13 protein-coding genes are annotated in these 13,171 nt (G+C 60.2%); 9 read left to right on the top strand and 4 right to left on the bottom strand.

What is annotated here, in order from left to right; all coding sequences use genetic code 11:
- Positions 1-52: 52 nt before the first annotated feature.
- Positions 53-259, top strand: coding sequence for a hypothetical protein (locus OA90_RS05630; RefSeq protein ID WP_068408357.1), 207 nt, complete (start codon positions 53-55; stop codon positions 257-259).
- 42 nt (positions 260-301) lie between these two features.
- On the opposite strand, the gene OA90_RS05625 is transcribed toward OA90_RS05630, so the two are convergent.
- Positions 302-964 carry a TlpA disulfide reductase family protein gene (locus OA90_RS05625; protein ID WP_068408355.1) on the bottom strand — a complete coding sequence of 221 codons (663 nt, stop codon included), beginning with the start codon at positions 962-964 and terminating at the stop codon, positions 302-304.
- A gap of 41 nt (positions 965-1,005) precedes the next feature.
- Between OA90_RS05625 and argH the strand changes: the two genes are divergently transcribed.
- From argH to OA90_RS05605, 4 genes are all read left to right on the top strand, one after another.
- Positions 1,006-2,391 carry an argininosuccinate lyase gene (argH, locus tag OA90_RS05620; protein ID WP_068408353.1) on the top strand — a complete coding sequence of 462 codons (1,386 nt, stop codon included), beginning with the start codon at positions 1,006-1,008 and terminating at the stop codon, positions 2,389-2,391.
- Between the two features lie 104 nt (positions 2,392-2,495).
- Positions 2,496-2,699, top strand: a complete 204-nt coding sequence (locus OA90_RS05615) for a lipoprotein (protein ID WP_199823619.1) — start codon at positions 2,496-2,498, stop codon at positions 2,697-2,699.
- Between the two features lie 44 nt (positions 2,700-2,743).
- Complete coding sequence (gene lysA / locus OA90_RS05610) at positions 2,744-4,018, top strand: diaminopimelate decarboxylase (protein WP_068408349.1); 1,275 nt, start codon at positions 2,744-2,746, stop codon at positions 4,016-4,018.
- Positions 4,019-4,153: 135 nt separating this feature from the next.
- Complete coding sequence (locus tag OA90_RS05605; RefSeq protein ID WP_208985982.1) at positions 4,154-6,736, top strand: TIGR02302 family protein; 2,583 nt, start codon at positions 4,154-4,156, stop codon at positions 6,734-6,736.
- Positions 6,737-7,014: 278 nt separating this feature from the next.
- On the opposite strand, the gene OA90_RS05600 is transcribed toward OA90_RS05605, so the two are convergent.
- The 3 genes from OA90_RS05600 to OA90_RS05590 are packed head-to-tail and all read right to left on the bottom strand — an operon-like array spanning position 7,015 to position 8,923.
- Positions 7,015-7,410 carry a response regulator gene (locus tag OA90_RS05600; protein WP_068408347.1) on the bottom strand — a complete coding sequence of 132 codons (396 nt, stop codon included), beginning with the start codon at positions 7,408-7,410 and terminating at the stop codon, positions 7,015-7,017.
- A 2-nt stretch (positions 7,411-7,412) separates the two neighbouring features.
- Positions 7,413-7,976, bottom strand: coding sequence for a hypoxanthine phosphoribosyltransferase (hpt, locus tag OA90_RS05595; RefSeq protein WP_068408345.1), 564 nt, complete (start codon positions 7,974-7,976; stop codon positions 7,413-7,415).
- 2 nt (positions 7,977-7,978) lie between these two features.
- Positions 7,979-8,923 (bottom strand): zinc-ribbon domain-containing protein, encoded by a 945-nt coding sequence (locus tag OA90_RS05590; protein WP_068408343.1) that lies wholly within the window; start codon positions 8,921-8,923, stop codon positions 7,979-7,981.
- A 588-nt stretch (positions 8,924-9,511) separates the two neighbouring features.
- Between OA90_RS05590 and ftsE the strand changes: the two genes are divergently transcribed.
- The 4 genes from ftsE (at position 9,512) to OA90_RS05565 (ending at position 13,037) form a co-directional block, all read left to right on the top strand.
- Positions 9,512-10,171 (top strand): cell division ATP-binding protein FtsE, encoded by a 660-nt coding sequence (gene ftsE / locus OA90_RS05580; protein WP_068408339.1) that lies wholly within the window; start codon positions 9,512-9,514, stop codon positions 10,169-10,171.
- Positions 10,172-10,178: 7 nt separating this feature from the next.
- Positions 10,179-11,219, top strand: coding sequence for an ABC transporter permease (locus tag OA90_RS05575; protein WP_068408337.1), 1,041 nt, complete (start codon positions 10,179-10,181; stop codon positions 11,217-11,219).
- A 328-nt stretch (positions 11,220-11,547) separates the two neighbouring features.
- Positions 11,548-12,165, top strand: a complete 618-nt coding sequence (locus OA90_RS05570) for a YdcF family protein (RefSeq protein WP_208985981.1) — start codon at positions 11,548-11,550, stop codon at positions 12,163-12,165.
- A gap of 77 nt (positions 12,166-12,242) precedes the next feature.
- The gene (locus OA90_RS05565; RefSeq protein ID WP_068408335.1) at positions 12,243-13,037 is read left to right on the top strand and encodes a lysophospholipid acyltransferase family protein; all 795 of its coding nucleotides are present in this window, start codon (positions 12,243-12,245) and stop codon (positions 13,035-13,037) included.
- Positions 13,038-13,171 lie beyond the last annotated feature (134 nt).

Here is a 13,171-nt window from a genome sequence, read left to right as displayed (position 1 = left end):
CGGCAAGCCAAATCCGGTGAGACTTTTTCACCGCGTCCAAGGAGTACGGTTTATGTCGAGTATATCCGAAACGTCTTCTTCCGCCGCCTACAGCGCTGCCGACACGCGCAGCCAGCTTGCGGCCAATGCCATTCGCGATCAGAATGAACAGGAACGCCAGGTAGCCAGCCGGCTTGACGAGGCGCAGGAAACGGAACAAACGCGCCGCGAAGCCCGCAAGATTCCGGGCCTCGGCGAAGCGGTCGATATCTCTGTCTGAATTTTATTTGCAACTTTTGCAGATCGATATTCCGGCGTGCGCTCAGCCCGCCGGTTTTTTGACTGCGCTTCGAACCAGCTCCTTCGCCTCGCCCGAAGCCCATTCGGCGGGGCCGTACATGGTTCCGATCTCGCAGCCTTCCGGACTCACCAGAATGGTTGTCGGCAGACCCGTCGCGCGGGCGACTTTTCTCAGGTCTTTCAGGAGCCCGTTCGAGCTGTCCTGGTAGTAGGTCAGGTGGCTGACGCCGATATCCTCAAGAAAGGCCCTGGGTTTGTCCGGCCCGCCGCGATCCAGGTTGACCGCGACCACTTCGAAGTTTTCGTCGCCCATATCGGCCTGAAGCCGGTCAAGTGCCGGCATCTCCTTTCGGCAAGGCGCGCACCATGTTGCCCATAGATTGAGAAGAACAGTCCTGTCGCCGAAGTCGGCGATGCTGACCTGCGCCCCGTCCGGTCCCATGAAGGTCAGGTCCTTGAGATCAAGCGGCTGGCTCGCGGGCAGGAATGCGGCTACTTCGCCGGTGGCGTGGGGTTTCGCCTCCGCCGCCGTCTCCAGGGTGGCCGAGCAGGTTTCAGCGCCTGCAATGTTGCCATCGGGTCCGGCGATCACGTATAGAGCCGCTACAGCAGCTACGGTGCCTGCAAGCCCGGCGGCCACAAGGCCGCGTCCGGAGCGTTTTGCGGGTTCGGTTGGCTTCGTCATTCGTTCACACCTCGCAAGAGGCGCCTCTTAAGGGACAGGACATGAGCAATCGCATGTGGGGAGGCCGGTTCGCAGAAGGACCGGACGCCATCATGGAGGAGATCAACGCCTCCATCGACTATGACCGGAAACTTTATAAGCAAGACATCGACGGCTCGAAAGCCCATGTGCGCATGCTCGCCGAGAAAGACATTGTCACGCAGGACGATGCAGACAAGATCGTTCAAGGTCTAGACACAATTCTGTCAGAGATCGAAAGCGGCGAGTTTGTCTTTTCGCGGGCGCTGGAAGACATCCACATGAACATAGAGTCCCGGCTGGCCGAACTGGTCGGACCTGCCGCCGGACGCCTGCACACCGCGCGTTCCAGAAACGACCAGGTCGCCACAGACTTCCGCCTCTGGGTGCGGGACACCCTGGACACTCTGGACAACCAGCTCAGTGAACTGATGCAGGTGCTCGCCGAAAAGGCGGAAATCCATGCGGGCGATGTCATGCCCGGGTTCACGCATCTGCAATCTGCCCAGCCGGTTACCTTCGGGCATCATCTGCTTGCCTATGTGGAGATGTTCTCCCGTGACCGGGGCCGCGTACGCGATGCGCGCAGGCGCATGAACGAAAGCCCGCTGGGTGCGGCCGCTCTGGCCGGGACGTCTTTCCCGATCGACCGGAAGATGACGGCCGAAGCCCTCGGGTTCGACCGGCCGGCGGCAAATTCGCTGGACGCGGTTTCCGACCGGGACTTCGTCATTGAGGCACTTGCTGCGGCGTCCCTTGCCGCAATGCATCTTTCCCGCCTTGCTGAAGAGATCGTCATCTGGTGCTCCGCGCAGTTCGGGTTCGTCAAGCTGTCGGACAAGTTCTCAACGGGCTCTTCGATCATGCCGCAGAAGAAGAATCCGGACGCTGCGGAGCTCGTGCGCGCCAAGACCGGCAGGATCTACGGCTCTCTTCAGGCGCTTCTGGTGATGATGAAGGGTCTGCCGCTCGCTTATTCCAAGGACATGCAGGAAGACAAGGAACAGGCATTCGACGGACTTGCCAGCATTTCCCTGGCGCTTGCGGCCATGACCGGCATGGTGCGGGATCTGGAGCCGGTGACGAAAGTCATGAAAAAGGCTGCCGGGTCCGGCTATTCCACCGCAACGGACCTGGCCGACTGGCTTGTAAGGGTGCTCGGTCTGCCCTTCAGGGATGCGCATCATGTAACCGGCCGGATCGTTGCCCTGGCTGTTGAGCGGAATGTCGAGCTGCACAAGATTCCGCTGGAAGACATGCAATCGGTAGAGCCGAAGATCAGTGCGGAAATCTTCTCGGTGCTGTCCGTCGACAAGTCGGTCCGCAGCCGTACAAGCTACGGCGGAACCTCGCCTGTGAACGTGCGCAAACAGGCGCGCCGCTGGCTGAAAGAGCTGTCCAGAGGGTGAAGGCGTTCAATCTTGGCATGACAAGGCGGTGTGAGCTTGCCGAATTCGGTCTGTCATGCGAGGAGAAGACCGACAAGGGTTTTGCGAAAAGGGCACGGATGGTCATGAAATCCCGAATAAAAATTCTGACGTTGCTCGGTCTTTGCCTGGGCCTGACCCTGACCGGTTGTGGACGGAAGGGCGCGCTGGACGACCCGGGAGCTCCCCCGGCGCAGCAAGGTGCTGCGGCCGATCCGGCCGTCGCTGCCGTGCAGTCGCAGGAACCGGAAAGCGACGAACCGTTCTTTCTGGACTTTCTGATCAACTAAGGACGCCTGCACTTTCAGCGCGTTCACCCGCATGAGGGCACGACTTGCATCACTTCGCCTATAAAAACGGAGAACTGTTTGCCGAAGACGTGGCGATCGAGGAGATCGCCCGTGAGGTCGGCACGCCGTTCTATTGCTACTCCACGGCGACTTTGACCCGGCATTATCAGGTCTTTGCATCCGCATTCGACGATATTCCCTCGCTGGTCTGCTATGCCATGAAGGCCAATTCGAACCAGGCGGTGCTGAAGACGCTGGCTGACCTCGGCGCAGGCATGGACGTTGTGTCCGAAGGCGAGCTGCGCCGTGCACGAGCGGCGGGTGTGCCGGCCGACAAGATCGTTTTTTCAGGGGTCGGCAAGACCGAGGCGGAGCAGGCTCTTGCGCTTGAAGAGGACATTCTCTGCTTCAATGTCGAATCCGAACCTGAATTGCGGCAACTTTCACGGGTCGCCAGCGAAATGGGGAAAACCGCGCGTATTTCGGTGCGCATCAATCCGGATGTGGATGCAAGAACACATGCCAAGATCGCAACCGGCAAGGCGGAAAACAAGTTCGGTATTCCCTGGCAGAGGGCGCATGAGGTTTATGCGGAAGCCGCCGATCTGCCCGGTTTGAGGGTCACCGGCATCGATATGCACATCGGCTCGCAGATCACGGAGCTGGAACCGTTCGACCAGGCGTTCGCCCGGCTGGGCGACCTGATTTCCGGCTTGCGGGCGGAAGGCCACCAGATCGATCATGTCGATCTCGGCGGTGGGCTCGGCATTCCCTATGTCACGGACAACGATCCGCCACCGGACCCGGGTGCCTATGCACAGGTGGTCAAGAAGCACGTGCGGGAACTGGATTGCCGGGTGATGTTCGAACCCGGCCGCATGATCGCGGGCAACGCGGGCATCCTGGTGACCAGCGTCATCTATGTGAAGGAAGGCGCGGACAAGACGTTCGTGATCGTTGACGGTGCGATGAACGATCTCATCCGCCCGACCCTTTATGAGGCCTATCACGAGGTCCGCCCGGTCCGCGAAAACGCGGCTGAAAGCGGCCGAATCAAGGCGGATATCGTCGGTCCCGTATGCGAAACGGGTGATTTTCTTGCCCAGAACCGGGACATGGCGAGGGTGAATGCTGGGGATATGTTGGCGGTCTATTCCGCCGGCGCTTACGGTGCAGTGCAGTCCAGCACCTACAATTCCCGATTGCTTGTGCCGGAAGTCCTCGTAAACGCTGATGAATTTGCGGTCGTTCGACCCAGAACCACTTACGAGGACCTGCTCGGCCTTGACCGAATTCCCGACTGGTTCAAGGGTTCGTGACCGATACTTCCGACAATTAGTTGATTGTACAGGTTGCCGCCAAGGCTCCTTTGCCTCACCTTGTATCAGGTGGGCAGGTCCTGCGCTGCGCCTTTCAGGGGAACGGCATTTGCGGGATATGAACCGGAGGTGCTCTTGAGCCCGAATGACAGCCAGCAGGATATCAAGCGTCCGGTAACGCCCGGGACGAATGAGCGCCGGAGTTTCATCACGACCCGTCTGGAGAAACTTGTCCGCTTCAGCCGGCGGGCCCTGTTCCTGGAACGTTTCTGGCGTGCGCTGCTGCCGGTGCTGGTGGTCGCCGGTATCTTCGTAGGTCTCTCATGGCTTGGTCTGTGGCTGATATTGCCCGTCTGGGCGGGACCGGTGGGCGTAATCCTTTTTGCGATTGCAGCGATCCGGGCGGCAAGGGGCTTGTTCAGGCTTGCCTGGCCGACGCGCGACGAGGCGCTGTCCCGGGTCGAGACATCCTCCGGCTATGCGCACCGGCCCCTGACCACTCTCGAGGATGATCTTTCGGTCGGGTCGGGAAACCCGGAAAGCCAGGCTATGTGGGCGCTGCATCTGCGCCGTACGGCGGAAGCGGTCGCAGCCATCCGCTCACGGGCGCCGGATCCCCAAGCCTACCGCAAGGACCCCTGGGCGTTCCGCGTGCTGGCGGCGAGCCTGCTCATCATCGGATTTTCCACCGCGAGCGGCGACCGCCTGTCCCGTCTTGGGTCCGCTTTTCAAAATCCTTTCAACACGGTTGAAGCGCCGAGCCGCCTCGACGCCTGGGTGACCCCTCCCCTGTATACCAGCGAAGCACCGATCTATCTTACCGGGGAGAGCGCGCAGCTCCGCGAGCCCGGCGCGCCCGTGTCCGTTCCGGAAGGGTCGGTTCTCGTGGTCAGGTCACAGGGCGCGCGCCAGCTGTCGATGACATTCGCCGGGGCTGATGACACGGAACCGCGTGTCATAGAACCGGAAGAGACAGGTGTAACCGGGGAACCGGCCCTCAGCGAACTCCTGCCGGTCGAGCGGCGCCTCGAACTCGAAACCACGGGGATTGTCGAGCTTTTGAACGGCGACGAGCCGATCATGGGCTTTGTATTCGCGGTCCGTCCGGATCATGCGCCGGAAATCCGTCTGACGGACGACCCGGAAGAACAGCTCAGCGGTGCGCTGAAGTTTTCCTATCTGGTCAAGGACGATTACGGGGTGGTGGCTGCGGAGGGACGCATTTCGCCGTTGCCGGATCTCGAGCACGAAAACCGGGTTGCGCGGCCGCTGGTCGAGGCTCCGGTCTTCCCCTTGTCGCTACCTGCGCGCGCGGGCACCGCCAAGACGGCGGAAACCATCCGCGACCTGACATCGCATCCGTGGGCCGGCGCCGAGGTTGACCTGACGCTGATGGCACGGGACCAGGCGGAGCAGGAGGGATTGTCTCCCGCCTACAGGATAACCCTGCCCCAGCGCCGTTTCGGCAAGCCGCTGGCACGGGCGGTTGTCGAGCAGCGCCGCAATCTGGCGCTCGACGCGCAAAATCATCCGCAGATCATCACCGCTTTCGACGCACTGCTGCTCGCGCCGGAAACCTTCGATTACAAGGCGCGCGACTATCTCGGCATGCGGTATGCCTATGGCGAGCTGACAAGCGCGCGCACGGATGAAGAGCTGAAAGCGCTTTTGCCGCTTCTGTGGGACCTTGCACTGTCGATCGAGGATGGAGACCTGTCCGAGGCCGAACGCAAGCTGAGGGACGCGCAAGAGGCCTTGCGCAAGGCTCTTGAAGAGGGGGCGAGTGACGAGGAGATCGCCAAGCTGACCCAGGACGTTCGCGAAGCCCTTCAGGAATTCATGCAGGCGCTGGCCGAACAGATGCGTCAGAACCCTCAGGCCATGCAGAACTTCGAGAGCAACCAGCAAACACTCAGTCAGAACGATCTGAGCGAATTGCTGGACAGGATCGAGGAACTGGCACGCACGGGATCGCGGGATGCGGCCCGTGAACTGCTGGCGGAGATGCAGCGGATGCTGGAAAACCTTCAGGCCGGCCGGCCGCAGATGACGCCGAACGCCATGTCGAGCGAAATGATGGAAATGCTGAACCAGCTCGGCGAGATGATCCAGCGGCAGCAACAGCTGATGGATGAGACGCACAAGTTCAATCAGGATCAGCAACAGCAAGGGCAGCAGCAGCCTGGTCAGCAGGGAGAGGGTCAACAGGGCCAGGGGCAGCAACTGACCATGGAACAGCTGGAGCAGATGCTGCAGCAGCTTCAGCAGGGCCAGGGCGACCTCGCTCAGCAGCTTGAACAGCTCATGGAGCAGCTTGGCCAGAACGGCATGGGTCAGAATGAGGCGCTGGGCCAGGCCGGGGAGTCCATGGGCGAGGCGCAAGATTCGCTCGGACAGGGTCAGGGCCAGCAGGCTGTCGGCGAGCAGGGCAATGCCCTGGATGCATTGCGGCGCGGGGCGCAGAGCCTGAGCGAACAGATGATGGGGCAAGGCGAAGGGATGGGCTCTCCCAACGGCCCCTCGCCGCTTGACGAAGACCCGCTCGGCCGTCCGCGCCGCACCGAAGGTCCGGATTTCAACAATCGGGTGCGCATTCCCGATGAAATCGACGTCCAGCGGGCCAGACGGATCCTCGAGGAACTCCGCCGCCGCTTTTCAGATCCATCGCGGCCGAAGCTGGAACTGGATTATCTGGAGCGGCTGTTGAAGCGGTACTGACCGGGTCCGGAGTGTCTCTGGTACCTGCATTGCCGGACGTTCGCGGGGTTGTGAAAACCGCCCGGTAGCTCGCTCTTGGGCATGTTGCGTCAAAAGGCGAACCCAGGAGATCGTCCGACGGCATTCGCAAGGCAAACGCTGTCTCGGGAATTATCCTGAACCTTGAATGCGTTTGAGCGCGAGACTTCGCAAACGTGCAACGCTTTCACAATAGAAAAAACCCGCCGGAATAGATTGTTCAGGCGGGATCAATTTCTATTGGCAGACCTGTCCGGACCTCAAGCGTAGCGACGGGTCTCCCGTATCGTCTCTCCCGCGATGGCGTTGCGCACCGCCCTGCGGATATCGGCGAGCGAAAACGGCTTGGTGACCACGTCATGCACCAGTGCGTCCAGGCCGTTTGCCCGTTCCCTCTGGTCGGCGAAACCGGTCATCAGCAGGATAGGCATGCGCGGATAGTCGCGCGCGGCCTGAAGTGCGAGCGCGATGCCGTCCATGACGGGCATCTTGATGTCGGATAGCAGGAGATCGTAACCGCCCTTGTTGCGGGTCAGGATTTCCACCGCTTCTCCACCGTCTTCAGCCGCTTCGACGCTATGCCCGTCAAGTTCCAGGGCACGCTTCACGAAGCTGCGGACCGCCTCATCGTCTTCCGTAAGAAGAATGCGAGCCATGCTCACTCTCCTGTCTTTCCGTCTGCTGACGCCTCGTCCGAGGCAACGACGTATCCAATATAGGGCAACTGCCGCCAAGCGTGACCCATATCCATGCCATATCCGACGACGAACTTATCTGGACAAGCAAAACCGACATAGTCTGCAGATATGGCAGCTTTGCGGCGCTCGGGTTTGTCGAGTAACGCCGCTATTTTAACCGAGCGGGCGCCGCGGCTCATGAGCCGTTCCTTGGCAAAAGCGAGCGTGCGGCCTGATTCGAGAATATCATCCACCAAAATGATATCGCGGTCGTTAACATCACTTTCGACATCGCGCAGGACCCGGATGGCCTCCGAGCCTTCCGTTCCGGCGCCGTAGGACGACAGATGGATGAATTCCATTTCCGGCTCCAGGCCCGCCCGGTGCATGGCGCGGACAAGATCGGCCGCAAAGATGAAGCTGCCCTTGAGCACGGCTACGACCAGCAGATCCTTCGCGTGCCCTTCGGCGATTTCCTCCGCCAGCGAGGCGACCCGCACGGCGATGGCGTCTTCATCGAACAAAGTGAGAATATCGGTTGTCATGGTCACTCGAGAACTATTTGCTTGTTGCCGCGGTCCACGAACCGGACCTGTATATCGGTCGCCCCTGTGGGCGGATCGGAAAGGATGGTTCTGAACCTTGTTTCATCAAGGGCGTTAAGGGATCTGGTGCGGGGCTCCACGGTCCAGGCGTAAACTTCCTGCATATCGTCGCTGCGAATGGCGAGCCGGATCGCGGGAACCACGTTGGTCTCTTCGAGAATGTTACGGATCGAACCCTCGACGACAAGCACACGATTACCGTCTTCGACTTCGGTAAAGGTCCTGAGGTTCCTGAATTCCAGACCGCGCAGGTTGACGTCGAAGCCGATCATCTGGAACAGGCTGGCCAGATCCGGCGATTGCTTGACAATATTGTCCCGCATCAGCACGAGCAGGAGGCAGGCGACCAGCGCGAAGCCGAACAGGGTGAATCCACCCAGTCGTCGGAAATTGCGCCGGAAGAGCCAGTTGATCACCGTGCTTATGTGGTCGCGGCGAAACTTGTTCGGGTTGACGATAATCTTGGGACGCTTGGCAAGCGATTCAATATCGTCTCCGGCCCCTTCTTCCTCCCGCAGGTCCTCGGCGAACTTGCCTTCGTCGGATGTGGCGGGTGACATGGCGACCGGTGAAGGCGATGTGATATCGGGAGGATCTTCTCCCCCCATGTCGGGATCGGCCGGTTCTTCCTCAAGAGCAGAGGCGCCGGAATCCTCTTCGGCGTCGGCTGTCCAGTCCGCTTCCTCGGCGGCTTCGCCAGCGTCCTCCGGTGCGGCAGCTTCAACGGGCTCGTCCGCAGCTTCGAAGTCTATTGTGCCTTCTTCGTCTTCGGAAGAGACAAACCAGCGATTTCCGCATTTGGCGCATTTCACGCTGCGGCCTTCCGGGCCGACCGCTTCCGCCTTGATCTCGTAGGACGTACTGCAGTCCGGACAGGTGATCTTCATCGGCGAAGACCTTTCGTCATGGCTTGCTCAAACGGTTCGTTCATCAACATCACATGCTTCATGCAATTCACGGGAAAGCAGATCGATCGCTCTCAAGTGCGGGAACACCCTGCCATTGTCCACCAGATCGCAACCAAGTCAGGTTAACGGTTATCATGATTGCGCCGCGGATCGGTCTTCAATTGAAGAAAAGCACAGGAAAGTGCGGCTGCTTCCCGGTGTTTTCCACGATGGTATCGCGCCGGAACGGCGAAAGCGTGCTGAACGACCCCACGGTTCCCTCGCCGGTTCGAAAGCGCGGCAGGCGACTTGACGCTTCACGGGCTGCGCAACTTGATCTATCGCTTGCATGGTTTTTCCGCGCGCTCCTCAAACAGATTCTGTTTCATGCGGTGCGCTCTCCCTCGTCTTGTCAGGGCGGTCTTGTCAGGGCGGTCCGGCCGGCGAAGGTCGCCTTTCGGCAGGAAATACTGGACAAAGACCGGCAAATCCCGTGACGGGGTTTCAGCTGTCCAATGGACCTTTATATGATTAATGCAGCGTTAACGCCCAGGTCGTAGCGTCGGTCCATCAACAGGAGTCGCACTTGTGATCCGCTTCGAAAATGTCGGATTGAGATATGGGATGGGTCCCGAGATCCTGCAGGATCTGACATTTCAGATCGAACAGCAGTCGTTTCAGTTCCTGACCGGTCCTTCCGGGGCCGGAAAAACCAGCCTGATCAGACTTCTGTTCATGTCGCTGCGGCCGACACGCGGCCTGATCAAGGTTTTCAACCGCGACCTGAGTATCATCGAGAAGCAGGAACTGCCGGCGCTGCGGCGCAAGATCGGGGTGGTTTTCCAGGATTTCCGCCTGCTCAACCATCTGACGACCTACGAAAATGTCGCCCTGCCGCTGCGGGTGGGTGGCAAGGAGGAGAGCGAATACCGGTCGGACGTGATCGACCTCCTCAAGTGGGTGGGCCTGGGTGAGCGCATGCACGTCCTGCCGCCGGTTCTGTCCGGGGGCGAAAAGCAGCGTGCGGCGATCGCCCGCGCACTGATTACCCGGCCCGAGGTGTTGCTGGCGGATGAGCCCACGGGAAATGTCGATCCACCGCTGGCGCGACGGTTGTTGCGTCTTTTCATCGAATTGAACAAACTCGGCACTTCCGTGGTGATAGCGACGCACGACATCACTCTTCTGGAACAGGTTGATGCCAGACGCATGGTTCTCACGGACGGGCGTCTCGCGATCTTTGACTAGGCAGGAAATGGCACAGCCGGACGATACAAAAAAGCGCCGGGCGAGCGCTGCGGACGTCAAGTCGCCGCGCCGCAAGGAGCGGCCGAAACGTCCGAAGCGCAAGGCGTCACCGAGACCGAAGGATCCGGATGGGAGCGACGACGCCCGGCTTCGCCCGGCCGCCGCAATCGTTCCGCCGCAATCGGTCGCCGGGCGGGCGTTGACCCTTGTCGTCGCCATCATGAGCTTTCTTGCCTGCCTGACCGTCGGCGGGGTGTCCGTCGTCTGGGACGCCGCCGATGCCTGGCAGAACGATCTGGTGCGCGAAATCACCATCCAGATCCGTCCGACAGAAGGCGTCGACATGCTGCGCGAGATCGACAAGGCGGTCGCCCTGGCCCAGGAGTTTCCGGGCATCGATTCGGTTCGCGCCCTGTCGGATGCGGAAACCAAGGCACTTCTGGAGCCCTGGCTGGGAGAAGGTCTGCAACTCGACGGACTTCCGGTCCCCCGGCTTATCCAGATCAACGTCGGCGACCCGGCAGAGTTGAACCTGGAACAGCTCAAGCAAACGGTGAGCCGGAATGTGACCGGTGCGAGTGTCGACGATCATTCGATCTGGACCTCACGTCTTTCAGCCATGGCGGGCGCGGTGGTCGCCGCCGGTATCGCCATCATGATCCTCGTCCTCAGCTCCATGGTGCTCAGCGTCGTCTTCGCCACTCAGTCGGCCATGGCGGGCAACAAGGATGTTGTTTCTGTGCTGCATTTCGTCGGTGCGGAAGACGGCTTCATCGCACGAGAGTTTCAACGGCATTTCCTGATGCTCGGGCTGAAGGGAGGCGTGTCGGGAGGTGTCGCCGCGATCGTCAGTTTCGTCATCATGGACATGCTCACCCGGCAAGGGTCGGGTCAGGCCGGTTCCGACCAGATGTCGGCGCTCTTCGGTGGCATATCCGTCAGCCTGCCGGGGTACTTCGGCGTCTTCGGTGTTGTTTTTCTCGTGGCCATTTTAACCGCGCTCACTTCCGGCCTGGCCGTGAAGGCGCATCTGGCCAAAGTGGACTGACCCTGCGGGGCGGAAAAAAACGGGTATCGTCCGGAAATCCCGATTGAATTGCGGGTTTGGTAGTCCTCAACGCTTCCATTGCGCTGGAAAACCGGCCAACATTGCTTGCGCGTTCGTCCGGTTCGGGATCGGTCGCTACTTGCACGAGGCGAATCGCTGATACATCAATACCGACCTATGCCGCGAAATTGGCCGAATCACTTATCATAGTTGCGTGATGATACATGCCGACACAGCCATAGACCCCGCTTTGGACGATGGTGTTTCCATCGCTGCGGAACGTCGTGCGTCCGCATCGCAGGCTGCGGTTTCGGACAGCAGGACCGAGATGCAGTCTGGGGAAAGGCGCAAGAGACGGTTCGGGCTGCGCGTGTTGGCTGTCACTCTGGTGACGGCTTTGCTGGCCGGGACTGTCGTCCATTTCGTGCTTTTTGCCAACAGGATCGCAGGGGTTCAGGTTCCTCATACGGCAAACGCCGATGCAATCGTCGTTCTGACGGGCGGACACGCCCGGGTTAACGAAGCTGTGCGTCTTCTGGAAGAAGGCAGGGCGAACCGGCTGCTGATCTCCGGCGTTCATCCGGGGACGACCCGGGAGCAGCTTGCCGCCGTCACTTCCTCGCGCATGCCGCTGAAAAAAAGCACCGTTGAGCTCGACAGGGTTGCGCTCAATACCGCCGGAAATGCAACGGAAACGGCAAGCTGGGTCCGCAAAAACGGATTTTCCTCGCTTCTGGTCGTTACCAGCGCCTATCACCTGCCACGGGCCAGGGTGGAACTGTCCGGTGCCCTGCCGAAAGTCGAACTCATTGCCTATCCCGTCTTCTCCAAGGACCTGAAACTGGAGGAATGGTACAGGGAACCGGCAACGATCTGGCTTCTCATGCGCGAGTATGTGAAGTATAGCGTCGCCCGACTCCGGTTGACCCTGCAGGGCGTGAACTGACAGCCGTCGGGACGATGGCCTGACTCGGTCCCGGGGACATCTTGCCGTGAGCTGACTGTTCCAGTAATTCAGGTGCCATGATTCTTCTGCGCTCCACCCTGTTCCAGATCCTTTTTTACGTTCTCAATCTGGTTCTGATGATCCTGTTTTCTCCCGTGCTGCTGCTGCCGCGCAAATGGGGCTGGTGGGTCGTGCCGCTCTGGTCCAAAGCCTTGCAGCTTCTTATGCGCCTTGTCGCAGGCATCAAGGTGGAGCTGCGCGGCCGGGAGAACCTTCCTCCGGGCGGGTTTATTGCCGCCATGAAACACCAGTCGGCCTGGGAAACGGTTGCGCTCATTCCGCTCTTTTCCAGCCCCACCTTCATTCTCAAGCGTGAGTTGCGCTGGATACCGATTTTCGGCTGGTACACCGCGAAGTACCGACAGATCGCCATCAACCGCGGCAAACGTTCGGAAGCCCTGGCAGCGATGATGCTGTCGGCCAAGCAGGCCATCGCGGAAGGGCGACAGATCCTGATCTTCCCGGAAGGCACCCGCCGTCCGGCCGGTGCGGAACCCAAATACAAGTTCGGCATCGCGCATCTCTACCGGGATCTGAAGTGTCCTGTCGTGCCGATTGCCCATAATGCAGGGCTGTATTGGCCGCGATCGTCCTGGAGGGTCTATCCGGGAACGGTGATTGTGGAAATTCTGCCGCAAATCGAGCCCGGGCTCCCGGCCGATGTCTTTCAGACGCGTATTGTGGCGGACATTGAAACGGCAAGCGACCGTCTGCTTGAGGAAGCGCGGCAGGCGGCAACCCCGTCGCCGGTGCTGGAACAGGCGGACAAGCTCAGGCAGGCCCGCGAAACGGGTACCGAGCTCAACAAATAAGTTCTTGTTTGTTGAACTTGGTGCCGGTGCCTGTCGCGTTAAATTTAGTTCAGGAACCCACCCGAACGCATTTGCAATTCAAACGCTGCCTCGAGCGTTTTCCAGAACTAGGTGAATCCGTCTAAACGCGACAC

This window comes from Labrenzia sp. OB1 (assembly GCF_001624695.1).
Taxonomy (GTDB): Bacteria; Pseudomonadota; Alphaproteobacteria; order Rhizobiales; family Stappiaceae; genus Roseibium.
The sequence above is the reverse complement of the archived record's forward strand: the minus strand, read 5'-3'. Positions and strand labels throughout refer to the sequence as shown.

Coding starts and splice junctions, on each gene's coding strand:
- hpt (WP_068408345.1), bottom strand. CDS start 7,976: ATGACAACCGATATTCTCACTTTGTTCGATGAAGACGCCATCGCCGTG.
- OA90_RS05565 (WP_068408335.1), top strand. CDS start 12,243: ATGATTCTTCTGCGCTCCACCCTGTTCCAGATCCTTTTTTACGTTCTC.
- OA90_RS05575 (WP_068408337.1), top strand. CDS start 10,179: ATGGCACAGCCGGACGATACAAAAAAGCGCCGGGCGAGCGCTGCGGAC.
- OA90_RS05590 (WP_068408343.1), bottom strand. CDS start 8,923: ATGAAGATCACCTGTCCGGACTGCAGTACGTCCTACGAGATCAAGGCG.
- OA90_RS05625 (WP_068408355.1), bottom strand. CDS start 964: ATGACGAAGCCAACCGAACCCGCAAAACGCTCCGGACGCGGCCTTGTG.
- OA90_RS05630 (WP_068408357.1), top strand. CDS start 53: ATGTCGAGTATATCCGAAACGTCTTCTTCCGCCGCCTACAGCGCTGCC.
- OA90_RS05600 (WP_068408347.1), bottom strand. CDS start 7,410: ATGGCTCGCATTCTTCTTACGGAAGACGATGAGGCGGTCCGCAGCTTC.
- OA90_RS05570 (WP_208985981.1), top strand. CDS start 11,548: ATGCAGTCTGGGGAAAGGCGCAAGAGACGGTTCGGGCTGCGCGTGTTG.
- argH (WP_068408353.1), top strand. CDS start 1,006: ATGAGCAATCGCATGTGGGGAGGCCGGTTCGCAGAAGGACCGGACGCC.
- OA90_RS05615 (WP_199823619.1), top strand. CDS start 2,496: ATGAAATCCCGAATAAAAATTCTGACGTTGCTCGGTCTTTGCCTGGGC.